At 46.5% G+C, this 16,530-nt stretch carries 11 protein-coding genes; 3 read left to right on the top strand and 8 right to left on the bottom strand.

All coding sequences use genetic code 11. The features are described 5' to 3' along the window. Window positions 1-276: 276 nt before the first annotated feature. Window positions 277-579: a HigA family addiction module antitoxin gene (locus AB3R30_RS25465; RefSeq protein ID WP_458652015.1), complete on the top strand. Its 303-nt coding sequence runs from the start codon at window positions 277-279 to the stop codon at window positions 577-579. A 106-nt stretch (window positions 580-685) separates the two neighbouring features. Here the strand turns inward: AB3R30_RS25465 and AB3R30_RS25460 are convergent, their stop codons facing one another. Continuing rightward, on the bottom strand, window positions 686-3,262 hold the full coding sequence (locus AB3R30_RS25460; RefSeq protein WP_458652014.1) for a tetratricopeptide repeat protein: 2,577 nt from the start codon (window positions 3,260-3,262) through the stop codon (window positions 686-688). A 920-nt stretch (window positions 3,263-4,182) separates the two neighbouring features. Between AB3R30_RS25460 and AB3R30_RS25455 the strand changes: the two genes are divergently transcribed. Further along, window positions 4,183-5,892 (top strand): hypothetical protein, encoded by a 1,710-nt coding sequence (locus AB3R30_RS25455; protein WP_458652013.1) that lies wholly within the window; start codon window positions 4,183-4,185, stop codon window positions 5,890-5,892. Between the two features lie 23 nt (window positions 5,893-5,915). On the opposite strand, the gene AB3R30_RS25450 is transcribed toward AB3R30_RS25455, so the two are convergent. From AB3R30_RS25450 to AB3R30_RS25420, 7 genes are all read right to left on the bottom strand, one after another. After that, complete coding sequence (locus AB3R30_RS25450; RefSeq protein WP_458652012.1) at window positions 5,916-7,433, bottom strand: site-2 protease family protein; 1,518 nt, start codon at window positions 7,431-7,433, stop codon at window positions 5,916-5,918. Window positions 7,434-7,623: 190 nt separating this feature from the next. Next, the gene (gene tsf, locus AB3R30_RS25445) at window positions 7,624-8,409 is read right to left on the bottom strand and encodes a translation elongation factor Ts (RefSeq protein ID WP_458652011.1); all 786 of its coding nucleotides are present in this window, start codon (window positions 8,407-8,409) and stop codon (window positions 7,624-7,626) included. Between the two features lie 92 nt (window positions 8,410-8,501). Beyond that, window positions 8,502-9,290, bottom strand: coding sequence for a 30S ribosomal protein S2 (gene rpsB, locus AB3R30_RS25440; RefSeq protein ID WP_458652010.1), 789 nt, complete (start codon window positions 9,288-9,290; stop codon window positions 8,502-8,504). A gap of 124 nt (window positions 9,291-9,414) precedes the next feature. Continuing rightward, complete coding sequence (locus tag AB3R30_RS25435) at window positions 9,415-10,347, bottom strand: glycosyltransferase family 2 protein (RefSeq protein ID WP_458652009.1); 933 nt, start codon at window positions 10,345-10,347, stop codon at window positions 9,415-9,417. Between the two features lie 56 nt (window positions 10,348-10,403). Further along, complete coding sequence (locus AB3R30_RS25430; RefSeq protein ID WP_458652008.1) at window positions 10,404-11,261, bottom strand: alpha/beta fold hydrolase; 858 nt, start codon at window positions 11,259-11,261, stop codon at window positions 10,404-10,406. A 133-nt stretch (window positions 11,262-11,394) separates the two neighbouring features. Next, window positions 11,395-11,814 carry a hypothetical protein gene (locus tag AB3R30_RS25425; protein WP_458652007.1) on the bottom strand — a complete coding sequence of 140 codons (420 nt, stop codon included), beginning with the start codon at window positions 11,812-11,814 and terminating at the stop codon, window positions 11,395-11,397. A gap of 71 nt (window positions 11,815-11,885) precedes the next feature. Further along, window positions 11,886-14,363, bottom strand: coding sequence for an EAL domain-containing protein (locus AB3R30_RS25420; protein ID WP_458652006.1), 2,478 nt, complete (start codon window positions 14,361-14,363; stop codon window positions 11,886-11,888). 584 nt (window positions 14,364-14,947) lie between these two features. Here AB3R30_RS25420 and AB3R30_RS25415 point away from each other — a divergent pair. Continuing rightward, the gene (locus AB3R30_RS25415; protein ID WP_458652005.1) at window positions 14,948-16,000 is read left to right on the top strand and encodes a bifunctional heptose 7-phosphate kinase/heptose 1-phosphate adenyltransferase; all 1,053 of its coding nucleotides are present in this window, start codon (window positions 14,948-14,950) and stop codon (window positions 15,998-16,000) included. The last annotated feature ends 530 nt before the right edge of the window (window positions 16,001-16,530 follow it).

Genomic DNA, 16,530 nt, shown 5'->3' with positions numbered 1-16,530 from the left:
GGCATGATTGGTTCAGAGGTAGCTGCCGCTCTATTCTCTCCCATCTATCCACCAAAATAAAGTTGACAGCCTACTAGAAGATTTGCGAGTGCCACCGGGAAATCGTCTAGAAACTTTGGAGGGCGATTGACCTGTCGGTCGCGCTTACGCGGATCGCTCAGGGCAATACAGCATTCGCATTAACGACTAATGTCGTCTTTGTTTCACCTGGCACGAAAACGAACCTAGCGACGTAGAAATTGTCGATTATCACTAACCGTCAACTTACCCAATCCAATGATTCGAGTTCCCACCCACCGCGCACCCACCCATCCCGGCGAAATGCTACTGGAAGAATTTTTGGTGCCTATCAACCTACCAATCCAAGAACTTGCCGCCGCGATCCATGTTTCTACGATAGATATTCAGACGATCGTTCAGCAGCAGCAGGCAATTACGCCTAACCTAGCCCTACGGCTGGCGAAATACTTTGATACATCAGTTGATTTCTGGATGAATTTACAACTGCGATGGGATTTATACCATGCATTGAATGCGGAAGCCGAGGCTCTATCTCGTATCCAGCCCCGCTCTGCTTAACAATCCAGCACATCATCAATGCCTTTTACAGAATGGCAACTTTAGAGTGTGCATTGGTTGTGTGCGATAGATAGAGACACGGCGTAAAAAATCTATGAATTACCCTTCATACACTACAACTAGCGCTCTGCTCCAATTGTTTCAGGCGATTTTGGATGCGTTTGCAGTCAGCGATCGCGGGCTGAAAGTCGGGCTTTAAAGCGATCGCGTTTTCAAACGACCGAATGGCTTCTAAATACTGCTTTAGTTCTGCCAATGCCCGACCCCGCCAATACCATGGAATATGGCGTTTGGGCTTTAGCCGGATTGCCTGCTCAAATGCGGCGATTGCTTCTTTATAACGCTGCGATCGCATAAGGCTAGCTCCTAAACAACACCAAAGCTCCACATGCTCCGGGTTAAGCTCAAGCGCCTTGTTGTAAGCAGTCACCGCTTCATCATGACGACTCAGGAGAGTCAACACATTCGCCTGACACCGCCATAATTCTGGATCGTCTGAACAGTATTGCAGCGCTTGATTAAATGCAGCTAGGGCTTCTCCATAACGCTGCAACTTTTCTAAAGTGCGCCCTTGATTAAACCAGATATGATGGTTTTCTGGGGCTGTCGGGTTCGGAGGCTCAGATGCAAGATCTACACCCGTGAGACTAGCAACCAAAACATTAATGCGAGTTTCCTCTTCTTCGATTAGGTGGACTAAGTTAGTGCCTGGTGGATTTGGGGGGTAGTTAATGATAGAAGTTTCTTCAAAAAAATCACTGGATGTACCGGGATTCAAAGCCGCTGCATCCTGTTGGAGTTGCTGAGCATTGCTAAAAGCCGCTTGTTGTAGTCCTCGGTTTGAGGAAGTTAAGCCGTCTTTTTCAGTTGTCCCTGAAAAAATGGTCACATCTTCGTCTATCGTCGGCGCAATCACGCTTTGGTGAAGCTGTTTGAGAATGCGGGTGCGTGCATCTGTTGAGGCTTGAAAATCGGGCTTAAGCTGCAAAACTCGGTCATAGCTGGCGATCGCCGCTTCCGATTGTCCTAGTTTTTCTAGGAGCTTACCGCGATCGTGCCATGCCCAATAATTGTCTGGCTGTAGCTGGACGACCTGCTGAAACGCCATTAATGCTTCATTCGGTTTTCTGACTGTAGCCAGTAGTGTCGCTTGCTTAAACCAGGCAAGGTGATCATCGGGCTGAATCTCAACGACTCGTTGATAGGCTGCGATCGCGTGATCCCATTCCTGCAAATTTTCCATTGCCATCCCACGCATAAACCAGGCAAGGGAATCATCAGGATTCTCTTGAATAGTGCGATCGCATGAGGCGATCGCTTCATCATAATGCTGCAAATGGTAGAGCGTATCTACCTGCTTTAATCGAGTTAAAAGCTGCTTGCGGCTGACAATGGCAACCTGAAAATCAGGCTTGAGATTCACCGCGCGATCGTAGGATGCCACTGCTTCTTCAAACCGATTTAGGGTTTCCAGCATTTTGCCGCGATCGTGCCATGCCCAGTAGTTATCGGGTTTTAGCTGCACCACTTGCTCGTAAGCTTGAAGCGCCTCGGTTGATCGCTGAAGCCGTTCAAAGGCATTCCCGCGCTTATACCACGCCAAGTAATCTTCCGGTTGAAGCTGGAGAACGCGCTCATAGGACTCTGCCGCTTCTTCGTAACATTCCAAATTTTCTAAGGCAATTCCCCGCTTAAACCAAGCTACCTCATCACTGGCATTGGCTTGAATCACTCGATCATAGGCAACAACAGCTTCCCGATAGCGCTGCTGATGGAATAGCTCGTCTCCTCGTTCGAGCCAAACGAGATGCCCTTCTAAGGTGACGATGGTTTGCTCCGTTAATAAATCAGCAACCGACGTGACTTGCATTAACCCGTTCAAATCTGCCAGTGCTTCGGCGGCAGAAGGATAGCGATCGCGAAAATCGTAGCGCACCATCTTATCTAAAATGGCAGCAAGTTCTGAGCTAACCTGAGCGCGATCGCGCCACAAAATTTCGCTCGTTTTCAAATCCTTAGGCAATTTCTGTAAATAACTTCCGGTCAGGCATTGAACCGCCAAAATGCCAAGTGCGTAAACATCACTACTAAAACAAGGCATTCCTGCTAGTTGTTCATTGGGCATGTAGCCAGAAGAACCGATCGCCACACTATCGGTTGAGTGGCGATTTTCCCCATCAGCCCAGCCGATTTGCTTGACTGCACCAAAATCGATCAGAACCAAACATTGATCGTGCGATCGACGGATTAAATTAGAGGGCTTGATATCGCGGTGAACTACCTGTTGCTGATGGACAAACTCTAGCACAGTCAAAATATCTTGTAAAAGATGCAGAATTTCTGCTTCGGTAAATTGATGCCGCTGCCGTAATTCCTGGTTAAAAACGACTCCTTCTATGAACTCTTGTACCAAAAAAAAGTTCTGCTCTTCTTCAAAGTGAGCGAATAGCCTGGGAATCTGGCTATGGCTGCCTAAGGCATAAAGCACCTCAGCTTCTGTGTCAAATAGGCGTTTTGCAGCCTGAAACGTTTCTACATCTACCTTTTTAGGTTTTAGCTGTTTGACAACACAGGTCGGCTGCCCAGGCAAATGTAAATCATCAGCCAAATAGGTCTGTCCAAATCCACCACCGCCTAAATGCTGCCTGATTTGGTAACGGCTTCCAAGAATTTTGCCCAGCATAACTTGCCAATCTTCTAGAGTTTATAAACCTATAAGCGATAATCAGGAAATGTCTCAAGCTACTCCAGCTTATCTTTAAGGATCGCAACAAAACAGTGACAAGGGTTCCGAGGAATTACCCAGAAACGCTCAAAAGCTTCGTAGATTTGTATAAAGAAACCGTAAAGATTTTAGCCTGAAATAAAAATTTGGCTTGTAGAGAGGCGCAAAATCCCTGTTAGCTGCTTATTAGAGGGCGATCGCGATACATCGGCACACTAAAAAATAGTGTCCAATTAGAGCTTTTGACTAAAATCTTTGCAAACTGTTCATCTTTGTCAAGACTTCATCAAGGTTGGAAACTTTACTTGGTATCCTTAATCTAAGGGTGATCAAGCAAAGTTCAATCCAACAGTGCAAAATACATTGGCTCTCTTCTAAATCTTTAGCATGATGTATTTTCCAGATTTGTAATTTGTTCTATTGTTGGGTGCATCGGTAGGCGTTCTCAAAGATAAACAAATTCAGCAGGGGCATTTCACCTGCCATCTATCTGATCACGAGCAAGAGTTTCAAATTATCTGCAATGTGTAACTTTCTCGATTGCCCCTAGCTCTTACCTTAAATCTTTCTGCTGCTCTAGAAGAGGAACTTTGACCCCATTCTTACTTCCTCTTCCCGCTTTAGAAGAAAGGGGGAGGAAATGAAAGCTGATTTTACTTGAATATTAGTTCATTACCCTACTGTACATTGGCAATGTATAATCTCTCTCTATTTAACCGACTATTCAATCCTACTGACTTTAGTGTATGTGTATAAACTGTACCTATCGTGCCCTTGAGTCTCCATTGGGCTTTGGCTCATCTCTGGAAGATCTTGTGGTTCAATCTACATCTCACTCTAGTATTGCTTTTAACCCAGGATTAACAGATTCTCTGTCAATGAATTTTTCCAGCGCCTCTAGCTCTCCAAGTCGCGCGGATCACACTGATTTAAGCGTTCTACAAGATTTTGGTTCCGTCTTATTTGATCAAGCTTTGCCCAGTTTGACGGTCTTGGAGCCTAGGGCGATCGCCTCTGTGCCCACACCGACCATCGTTCCTGTATTGAGTCCTGATCTAGAGACTGTTCCTGAACGTCTGACTCAACCCAGTTTGCCGATAGAAACAGTTGATAGTAATCCGCTCATTGTTGCGCCAATTGTTCCGCCTGATGAGCCGAGTCCGCCTAGCGTGGTGACTATTAGTAATCTCGTGTTTAGCGGCAAAGAAGGCGATACAGGCACCTTTCAACTGAAGCTCAATTTGCAGCAAGCACCAACCTCAAACATTACGCTTGCATTTACACCAGGTAGCTTTTTGACAGTAGATGCAGATGGCAATCTGCAAAACGGTACTCAGAATTTTGTGACTTTTACGCCCCAAACGTGGGATCAAATTCAAACAGTTTGGTTTATTGCTGAAGTAGACGGAGTTGGAACCGATCGCACTATTGGCAATACGCTTGACTATCAGCTAAGCGGCGGAGCAATCGCCAGCGGCACCTATGATTTAGGCTCAATTGCTAATACCTATGCTCCAGACACCTCACGGTTTAATATTGACCTCGACTTTCGGAATGACACATCTGGCTTTTGGACGCTAGAACGACGGGCGATCGCCCAAAAAGCATCCACTGATTGGTCCAGCCGAATTGCGAATGAATGGACTGGCTTGCAGTTAAATGGGGCAATCAACAAACTACAGCTTGGCTCCACTACTACGGCGTTTCAAACTCGGCGCTATGTCGATGATTTAGTAGTGTTTGTGAACACCATTAACTCTAGGGGCACTGCCGGCGGCTATGGCGGGATTGAATATGACTATGGCGGCTGGATTACCTCCGCTGAATTGATGCCTCGTGTTGGACAAATTGCGATCGATGAAGCGGTCAGCAATACCTATCTTTATAATGCGGTGTCGCATGAACTGGGGCATACCCTCGGATTGTTAGGATTAAACTGGGAAGGCTATTTGAAGCAAAACTTTACGACTCCTCAAACCGCTGTTTTCAGAGGGGAATATTCCAAAGCCCTCAACGGCGGACAATATATTCCTTTGCAATCTCAAGATGGAGCTAACCCAGTAACAGGTCAGTATGACTATTGGCACCCGGCTGCCAGAGTTTCATCCATCATGTCTTACCAGTGGCTTTACTATTTGCCATGTCCAACTGAAATGGATTTTGCCATGTTGGCAGATAGTGGCTACCGAGTTTATGGAATTAACGCACCGTTCCCTCCTATAGTGCCTCCAATCAGTGTGCCGCCCGTAGTGAATCAGCCGACTGATCTAAGTAGCACTCAAGTTGTTGGGGCTAATACTACGTCTGTTTTAGTGCAGGAAGAGCAAACTACCGAGCCAATCAGTACCGTGAACAGCCAGGTAGTCGTTACCGATACTGCGCCTCTTTCCATGCTGGAAGAGCAGATGACCGAGCCAATTAGCACCGTTCTTCAAGTCTTAAATGACTCAATTAACGCGGTGATACCCCAAGTTGTTGAGGCTAATATTGCGCCTCTTTCCATGCTGGAAGAGCAGATGACCGAGCCAATTAGTACCGTTCTTCAAGTTTTAACTGACTCAATTCTAGAACTGAATTTTGTGCTATGAGCGGTTTAGAGAGGTAGACGATTTCACATTCCAATGCCTAACCGTCCTGCCAAACTGGGTGTCAGTGGCAGCAATGTCACAATCATCAAAAATAATGCCAGTAAGCACAATGCGGCTCGGGCATCGTCTGGCTCAGTCAGTTCATTCGCGCAAGGGCGCTCCAAATCACGCTGGACAAACAGCAGGATCAGTGCCCAATAAAATGCTAATGGGTTCACAAAAGAAGCCAAGCCCAACACAATCAAAACTGCAACGGTAGTTCGGGCAGCAATTTTCCGACCATAGACTGCCTGCACAATTCGTCCTCCATCCAGTTGTCCAGCAGGCAGCAGATTGAGTGCCGTAATCACCAACCCCAACCAGCCTAAAACAACGAATGGGTGAACATCGACAATAGGTTGTTTTAAGGGTTCTTGCAAAACCACTCGTGCTAGAGTGCCAACCAAAATGGAACCCTGAAAAAATTCTGAAGGCAGTTGAAATAAGCTGCCCTTGTGGGAGAGCAGTAAGCCGAAAAGCAGTACTAGAAACGAGAGGCAGCCCCCAACAGCAGGTCCCGCAAACGCGACATCGAATAGAACATTGCGATTGGGCAAAATGGAAAGGAATTTGGTTAGAGCGCCAAATGAACCAATTTGAAGAGTAGGAATAAAAAATGGCAAGCTAAGCCGGACGTTATGGCGATTGGCAATCACCCAATGGGCAACTTCATGAGCAGCCAAAATACCGATAATGCCAGCCGCAAATGGAATTGTTTCAGCGACTCTGTTAGGGTTTTCAAATAAGTCAAATCCCAACATTAACCCTGCGCTTTCTAAACAGGCGATCGCGCTAAAAATGAACAAAGCCCCTGCCAGTAGTTTTTGTGACAGGTTTAGCGGTTGTGGATCACGGCTGCTTGGCAAGACGATAATTACGGGTTTATCATCTTGATTCTCAACTAGAAACAGACGATAGGTTTCTCCCAATCGCATTTTTAAGCTTTCAGCAAGTTTGGTGTAAGCCACTTCTGGGTCACCGCGCAGATTGCCTCGAAAGATTGCGCCTTCTTGATACGGGATAGTTTCGGTGGCAAAAAAGGTATCTATCCCAAAAATGCCTTGAATTGCTTTGAGGTCTTCTGGAGGCAGCGGAACGACATCAGGTTCATCGGGTGTTGAGCTTGCTGGAGATGAATCTGGGCTGGATTCGGGTTGAGTGGAGTGGTCTGAGGAATCATGAGCAGGATTGCCTGATGCCGCGATCGCGTCTACTCGGCGAGCCGCTGCCTCTTGCTTGAGCGATCGCACTTGACTGCCCAAGCCCATGTAAACTCCGGCAGATCCCACCAGCAACAGCAACATAATCACTAGATTTAGCATCACGCCAGCTGCAGTTAGCCCAAAAAATAGCAGCCAAGGCAACATCAGCACAACGGACTGCAACCATGCAAAAATGCCAAGCTTGCCCAAGGGTCTGGCGCGAAAAAATCCCCAGGCTAACAAGCTAACTCCAAAAGCAACGGTTAGTAGTGTTAAATCTTCAGTAATTGCCGTGAACATCCCAAACCCTTTTGCTAAATCAAACGCCCCTGTTGAAAGAGACTTTATTTGTCTTAATAAAACGCTTAAATATCTACTCTACCTGAATTAGCTCCCTCCCTTTCTTCGCAAATGCTTATCAAAAAATAGAGGGAACCCGTTGGACTCCCTCTAAACTTTGGTTTAAGCCAATTAGCTTCGCAAAAGCCAACTATTTCTTACCCTTCTTGCCATCTTTCTTGCTCTCTTTCTTTTTGTCATCCTTTGGCTGATCGCTTGCATCTGCCGTTGCGGATACTTCAGATACTTCAGGTGCTTCAGATGCGTCAGGGGTTACAGCCGCAGAAACTCCCATTTGAGCCGCAACTTCTGCCGCAAAATCGGTTTCTTCCTTCTCAATTCCTTCGCCTAGTTCAAATCGGACAAAGCGACGAACTTGAATATTCTCACCCAAACTCGCTACATGTTGAGCCACCAACTCGGCGATCGTAATATTTTGATCTTTAACATATGCCTGATCGAGCAAGCACAGTTCCTTCAATCGTTTTTCAATCCGTCCCTGCACAATTTTTTCTTTCATTGCTTCAGGTTTGCCCGATAGGTCGTCCCGACCCATCTCAATTTCTTTTTCCTTATCGGCGATCGCGGCAGGAATATCGCTAATTTTGACGTATTCCACCTTGGATGCCGCAATTTGCATGGCTATATTTTGAACAAGTGCCTTAAATGCCTCATTCCGCGCCACAAAATCGGTTTGGCAATTCACTTCTACCAATACGCCAATTCGTCCACCAATGTGGATATACTGACCCACTAATCCTTCCGCAGCCACCTTGCCAGCTTTTTTCTCAGCCGATGAAATTCCTTTTTTCCGTAGCCATTCGCTTGCCTTTTCAATGTTGCCCTCCGTTTCTTGGAGCGCTTTTTTACAATCCATCATGCCTGCGCCCGTTTTTTCGCGCAGTTCTTTAACCAATTTTGCTGAGATGTCTGCCATTGCCCTTACTCCTAGCTGTCTAAGGCAATGAGCAATGAGTAAGAAGCGAGATCAAGCGAGATCAAGACTCATCACTCATCACTCATCACTATTTAATTTGCGGTTTCCTCAGTTTCTTCAGGGAAAGCATCACTATCCTCATAGTCATACTCCCCATCCGCGCCATCATAATCATCGTATTCTTCATCAGCTTCAAGCTGACCATGCCGACCTTCATAGATCGCATCCGCCAACTTGCCTACTATTAGCTTAATTGACCGAATGGCATCATCGTTCGCTGGAATGGGAATATCTACCACATCAGGGTCGCAATTGGTATCCAACATCGACACGATGGGCAAGTTGAGCTTTTGGCACTCTTGAACTGCGTTATACTCTCGTTTTTGATCCACAATCACCACAATGTCGGGCACTTTCCGCATGGCTTTAATGCCACCCAGATATTTTTGGAGCTTTTCGAGTTCACGGCGCAAGACAGAGGCTTCTTTCTTAGGCAATAAATCAAGTCCACCGGTGGCTTCGCGGCGTTCGAGATCTTTCAAGCGATCGACGCGAGTTTTAATCGTCGTCCAGTTGGTCAGCATTCCACCCAACCAGCGCTGGTTCACATAGTAAGCACCACAGCGACTCGCTTCTTGCGCCACGATTCCGGCAGCTTGGCGTTTGGTGCCAATGAATAAAAACTTTTTGCCTTGCTCAGAGGCAGTCCGCACATAGTTATAGGCTTCATCCATTAATCGGGCGGTTTGCACCAAATCAATGATGTGAACGCCGTTGCGGGATGTGTAGATGTAGGTATCCATCTTGGGATTCCAACGACGGGTTTGGTGCCCAAAGTGAACCCCAGACTCTAATAATTGAGCCAATGAAACGACTGGCATATTGACTTTTCTCCTGTTCGGGTTATTCCTCCATCCGGCTGCATCTCTAATTTGAGACACCCGAAATTCCGGATGTGCGAATTTAAACAACATTTCCAGTGTAGCGCAGCTAGGATGGCATGAATTAGCTATGTTGCATTTCTCGATAGGCTTGGTAAACGCCTTGGACGTTGTACCAGTTGAGGAAAATCCGAGCGACTTCTAGGGCGAGTTGGGGTTTTCCTTGGTCGATCAGCCATTGGAGTAAAGGAGCCATGGTGCGTTCGTTGAGGAAGCCGCCGAGGGAGAGAATGCCCCAGAGAATACGATGGAGCCAGGTCATTTGAATCATCAGTCGGACATTCCAGGTGGGATGTTTTTGGTAGAAAAGGACACCCATTTTGCCGCGCTGAATTTCTTGGTCGATCAGTTTGGGAATTTGGTCAAGGGAAAAAGGCGGATGCCAGTGATAGCCGACGGCATCGGGACATTTAATTAACTGTAAGCCCAGATTTTTCAGCCGCACGCCGAGTTCCAGGTCTTCCCAGCCGTAGAGTTGGAACTGGGTATCGAAGAGTCCAGCTTGGATTAGCCAGGTGCGAGCGATCGCCACGTTTCCGGTGGCAAAAAATGCCTGCGAATAATCGGTAACTTTAAAGGGTTCTGATGTTGGGTCATCAAAATTGCAGGTGTTGATCACGCGCCCGTAGGTGAAAAGGCGATCGTGACCCAGCGATCGCGCCCCTTCTAGCAGTTTTTCGGCATGGGCTTGCAAAAAAAACTCCGTGACCACCAAATCGCTATCAATAAAAATAATCGTGTCGCCTGCTGCCTTTTCGACTCCCAAATTTCGGGCGGCGGCGGCACCTTTGTGATCTTGCTGAAATAGTCGCACATGGGGAAACTCAGCCGTACTATGCAACCATTTCACCGTTTCGTCGGTAGAGCCATCATCCACCACCACCACTTCATATCCAGCAATTTGGCTTTGATCAAATACCTGATGCTCCAACGCCTTCAGGCATTTCTCCAAAATCGGCTTCCGGTTGTAAGTAGGAATGACTACACTAAAAAACACTCTAACTCCTCTCAGTTCGTTCGTCTAAAGAAATGGCACAGGCTGACAGCTTGAGTTTAGCGTGTGAGGAATTCGTGCATGAATTGATTGACGAGTTGGGGCTGTTCTTGCTGCACCCAATGACTGCAATTGGGGATGTATTTAATCTGGAAATCGCGAACATATTGCTCGGTGCCATAGGTCAGTTCTTTGCCTAGGGGTATGTCATCTTCGCCCCAAATCATTAAGGTTGGCACTTCCAAAACGCTCCAAGATCTTTGAAGAGGCGATCCGAGTTGCAGAACATTACGGTAATAATTAACGGCAGCGGTGAGAACACCCGGTTTGGCAAAGGCATTTTTGTAGGTTTCGATATCGGCGTTAGTGAAAGCATTTTTATTAACTGCCATGCCTTTGAATGCTTGTTTTAATGCCTGGTAGTCGTTTAACTGAATCAGGAGTTCTGGAAGAAAGGGAAGCTGGAAAAAGAAGATATACCAACTGCGAAGAAGTTGCTGGGGAGTGCGTAAGCCTTCGGCAAATTTGGCAGGGTGAGGAATATTAAGAATGATCAGGCGGTCTACCATTTCAGGGTGGGCGTAGGCAAAAGACCAGGCGATCGCGCCGCCCCAATCATGACCCACCAACACACATTTTTCGTATCCCAAGCCCGCAATCACACCCTGCACATCTTTGATAAATTCGGGCATGGAGTAGGCGGTGGAATCGGCTGGTTTGTCGCTATCGTTGTAGCCCCGCAGGTCGATCGCCACCACTTTGTAATTTTTGGCAAACTCTGGAATTTGATGTCGCCAGGAATACCAGAATTCTGGAAACCCGTGAAGAAAAAGCATTAAAGGTCCGCTGCCTTGGGTCACATAGTGCAGCCGGATGCCGTTGGTGGTGATGAAATCGTGAGTCCAGGATTCTTGCATAGGAATGACGAATGACGAATGACGAGTGGCGAGTTAGAGATCGGCATTGGGTAGGGGTTTGGCATTCGGCATGTAACCCTTAGATAAGTTGCAAAGATCATTGCCCGAATGCTAAACCCGTACAGGTATGAGATTAGAAGGTGTCGGTGAGGATGCGTTGGGTTGCCCAAATCGGTTCGCCGTTTTCGTTGGTTTTGATGAAGGCTAAACGCCAGGTTTTCCCTTCTTGTTGGCGTTGCAAATAGACTTCAAAGGGAGCTTGGCGCTGAGTAATGTCCCGTTTGGGTAGTTTGATCGTGTAGTCGCAGGTGCCTTTTACTTGATATGCCTGAAACTGTTGAATTTGCAAGGGGTTTTTTTCAGCGATTTTGATGCGCCGAATCTCAATTTCAGGTTGAAGATCTAGTCGAAGCTGCTGGTTAAGCTGCTGTTGGGTTTGGCTTAGCTGAAGCGCGATCGCCTGCTCTACCACGTCGCTTGGCAACTTAACCCCCATCGTTCCACAAGCGGTGAGTAATAATGCCAGCGCGATCGCCCAAATGACTCGTCCCATTTAAACTCCCACTTCAGATCCCATCTATATAATTATGACGGGTAAAGGGTTGGTAATGAACCATTCGTGGTCTACCACTGGGGATCGCTTTTGAGCAAGGCTGTTGCTGCATTGGGCGAGAGGGGTTTGGCAAAGAAATAGCCTTGACCATATTCACACTGGAGCGATCGCAACAGGGCTAGCTGTTCCGCTGTTTCCACGCCTTCCGCCACAATATACATCCCCAGATTGTGTCCTAGCATGATAATGGTTTTCACAATGTGAATATCTTCACATTCAAATCCCATCCGGCTAACAAAAGACCGATCAACTTTGATGGTATCGGTAGGAAATTGATGGAGATAGCTGAGTGAGGAGTAGCCAGTCCCAAAATCGTCAATACTCAGTTGAAGGTTGAGCGCTTTAAGCCGTAGCAACAACGCGATCGTGGGTTCCACGTTGGTCATGGCAATGCTTTCGGTAATCTCAAGCTTGAGGCAATGCCCATCTATATCAGTATCGTGTAAGGTTTGCTCGATTTGATGAACCAGATCATCAGGTTGGACAAATTGTTTGCTAGATAGGTTGACACTGACAACTAAAGGATCGTTGCTAGGAAACTGGTTTTGCCAGATTTTTAATTGACGACATGCTTCTTCAATCACCCAGGCACCAATGGGAATGATTAAATCAGTTTCTTCGGCAACTGGAATAAATTCTAGCGGATGAACAAACCCCCGCTGGGGATGTTGCCAGCGTAGTAGTGCTTCAAATCCAGCAATTTTTCCTGTTGCTAGGCAAATAAAAGGCTGGTAGTGCAATTGAAATTCTTGGCGATCGATCGCGCCACGCAAATCAATCTCAAGTTGCATCCGCGTCATGACTTGCACACGCATTCCAGAGATAAACATCTGATAGCCAGCCTTTCCAGATGCTTTTGCCTGGTTCATTGCAGTGTGGGCATCTCTCATAACTTCTTCAGGTTGATAGGATTGGTTTGCCTGATACCAGACAATACCAACACTGGCAGTTGTAAAAATATCCTGTCCATTGAGATTAAATGGTAGTTTTAGTTGCTTTTGCAAGTGATCGGCTAAATGACCTACTTCATCTTTATCTCTAACGGGTTGCAGCAGAATCGCAAACTCATCTCCCCCCACGCGCGCTAATTCGTCGTGTGATCGGAGGCAAGTTTGCAACCGTTGAGCGATCGCAATTAGCAATTTATCTGCCCGTTGATGCCCCAAACTATCGTTAATAGTTTTAAAGCTATCCAGTCCTAAAAGCAAAACGGCTGTTCCAGGTTGTTCTTCAACAGATTGACTCAACTTTTTTTTGGAACGCTTGAGTGACCACTGAAGCCGCTGGATAAACAAAGCTCGATTGGGCAATCCAGTTAACTCATCGTGGAGCGCGTCATATAGAAGGCGATAGGCGACTGCTGCCACACTGGAGCTAACAAAGGCGATCGCGGCGGGCACAAAAGGTATCCAACCATTGGATAAAAACAGGATAAAACACCCCCCAAATAATCCGCCGATCGCCACAATACTGCCAATGCCCAACGTAAGAGGATGCCGGAATCGCCACCCCAACATTCCTCCAGCGCAAGACCAAACAACAATCCACAGAATTTCACCTTCCTGCCACCAAAACCAGGTCTGCGGATAGCCATCTATAACAGCGCTGAGAACTTGGCTAGCTTTTTGAGCATGAACGATTACCCCAGGCATTTCAGGGCTTTTATCGTTGGAAAGATTATAGGGCGTTAAAAATAAATCCCTAGTGCTAGGAGCCGTAGTGCCAATAATGACTAACTTGTCTTTCACCCAAGCTGGATCAATTTGTCCGTTGAGTACATCAGATAGGCTAACCTGACGCGCTACATTATAGGCAGAACGATAACTTAGCATGACCTGATAGCCGCGATCGTCCAAGTGTTGGTAGCCGCCGGCATCGGGGTTTAGGGCTGGAAAAATGGTATCACCCACTTTGATAGCCTCGTTGGGCACCACCTCAAACTTTAAACGTTGCTCTGCTAGGTAATGTAAGGCTAATTGCAGTGAGAATGAATAAAAGGCTTTGCCGTTAACAGTGGCATACATCAAATTACGTCGCACCACTGCATCTGGATCAACGACGATATCGCTGATTCCTACCCGATTAGGAAGAACCTCAGTTGGCGCAGGTACTGCATCTTTATCGGCATTCCCCATCAGCATAATTGCAATTAAATTAGGGGCTTGCAACTGTTTTGCTAAGGCGCTCTCGCCGGGTGGATGCGGGATATCCCGATAAATGTCTAACCCAATCGTGCGGGGTTGGTAGGCTTGCAATTTTTCAATCAATTCAGCAATCACAGCATCGGAAATGGGCCAACGCTTTTGCGATCGAATATCTGTTTCGGTAATAGTGACTACTAGAAGCCTAGGATCGGCTGGGCGATCGGGTCGAAGCCGAATCATCTGATCGTAGGCTAACAATTCTGATGACTGCAATCCGCCCACACTTCGGATGCCAACAATAAAGCCTGCAACCAGCAGACTGGTCAGCAGAGCAGGATGCTTCACGATAGATCCAGCAACGCGGCGACCGATCTGTATAAAGTTAGTCACTCTTCTTTGGGAATGTACCATGCAGGCAGGATAGACGGGGGGTAAGCGATCGCGGGAGACACTACTTCACTTTTTTGGCAAACGATAGCCTGTCAAAAAATACTATACATAGAGCTATCAAGCTCAGCCGGATAAATCCACGGCTGTTACTCAAAAAAGAAAAAGCTTGAAAAATTAAAGATATAGACGCACTCAGTCATCAGTTTTTCATCGGTTGACTCTCAAATCGGTTGACTGTCAACCTATAGTGCTAGTTCCTCTTTTACAAAAGCTCAACTGCTGAAACTTGCATACTGAGTCAGCTTGAATCTAAAGATGGCTTTATCCCCTGTATTGCCCATTCTACTAACTGAAACTTATCTCAGCCAATAGAACCACAAAATTATCAGATAAGTCGTTTCAGGTAGGAGACTCTAACCCATTGGGGTGATCTCTTAGTTACAAATATCTCAAATTTAATTTTGACAAGTTTGCTCAAAAGAATATCTAAACCTAAGAATTTGCGAGACAATAGGGCACTGGAATAGTACCAGTTACCTATGACTTTTGATTTAACCTTTGCTGCAAAACTTGCCGAGTCTGCTGATCGCTTGTTTAAATTACTTGAATGCTTCCATCAACCTAGAGTGCTGGTGGTGGGTGATCTCTGCCTAGATGAATTTTTGACCGGACAAGTAGAGCGGCTTTCACGGGAAGCACCTGTGCTGATTATTCGGCATGAACATACTCATCAAGTTGCGGGTGGCGGTGCGAATGCAGTCTATAACTTTGCGAAACTAGGTGCCCAAGTGAAAGCGGTTGGGCTAGTGGGCAAAGATGAGCAAGGCAAAGCATTACGTCACATTTTTGAAACGGCTGGCGTGAATATTGAAGGCATTTTGTTAGATCGCGATCGCCCCACCGTTACCAAAACCCGCATCTCAGGACACGCGCGTCAATCCGTAACTCAGCAAATTGTGCGAGTCGATCGCAAATCCGATGAATTGCCCTCTGCTGAACTGCAAACCCAACTTGCCGCCTACATTCGCCAACAAATCAGCAGCGTTGATGCTGTCGTTTGCTCTGACTATGGTGATGGCACCCTCTCGGAAATCGTGATTGCTGCCGCTCTCTCCCATCCTTTTAGCGTCGTAGATGCCCAAAAAGACCTCAACCGCTATCAAGGAGCTAGTATCTTTACGCCTAACTTACCTGAAGCTGAGCAAGCGGTTGGCTACCCACTCGTAGAAATAGATGGCAGCAAAAGCGAAACTCTTTTGCGTCAAGGCGGAAACGACCTGTTGCAACTAACTCAATCGCAAAAAATGCTGATTACTCGTGGTGAAGATGGCATGAGCCTGTTTCAAAACGACGGTACTGAACACCACATTCCTGCCTTTAACCAGACAGACGTATTTGATGTTACCGGAGCTGGAGATACGGTAGTCGCCGCTTTAACCTTAGGATTGACGCTTGGAGCCTCTTCCTGGGAAGCCGCCGTATTGGGCAACTTAGCTGCCAGTATCGTAGTTCGGCAATTTGGCACAACTCCAACTACTCCAGATGAGATGAAGACAGCGTTAGAACTGTTGTTGGAAAAATCAACTCAGTAACTTGGATGGCAGGTGACCGGTTTTAATGTAAAAACTTTATAAGCATTCAGCCAAATGGTGTCAGCTTTAGTAGGATGCAGGTTATGTAATGCTTGGCTTAAAGATTGAGGTGGTGTTGCTTATTTGCTCTACAGGGCAACACTTGGGCTGGATGGAAGTCAACTTTTTACATTAGATATCCAGTTAACTTAGTCCATAGACAAATTTAAGTTTCGGCCTATGGAAGGTTTTTGTAACCATACATGCCTCGCCCACTTTAAACTAGCTAAAAATCTTTGATCCTGCACCAGAATTGGTTTGACTATTTTTCTACCGGACGCATAAGTAAATCTTAAAGATACTCTTACATAAGGCTCAAACTATCCATGACCAAACAAGATAAAGACGTTACTTGCTCAAACAAGTTGCTCAAACAAGACCGATGCAGAAGTATAGATAATTTCCGTGGGTAGAAGGGGGTTGACAGGGAGGTAGAGAGGGGGGTATCTTAGTAAAGCGGTCGAAACAGGGAAGCGAAAGCGGACTTAAGT

The organism is Sivoneniella epilithica UHCC 1019 (genome assembly GCF_040830845.1).
GTDB lineage: Bacteria > Cyanobacteriota > Cyanobacteriia > Leptolyngbyales > Leptolyngbyaceae > ULC077BIN1.
This window is presented reverse-complemented; position numbering and strand designations above follow the sequence as displayed.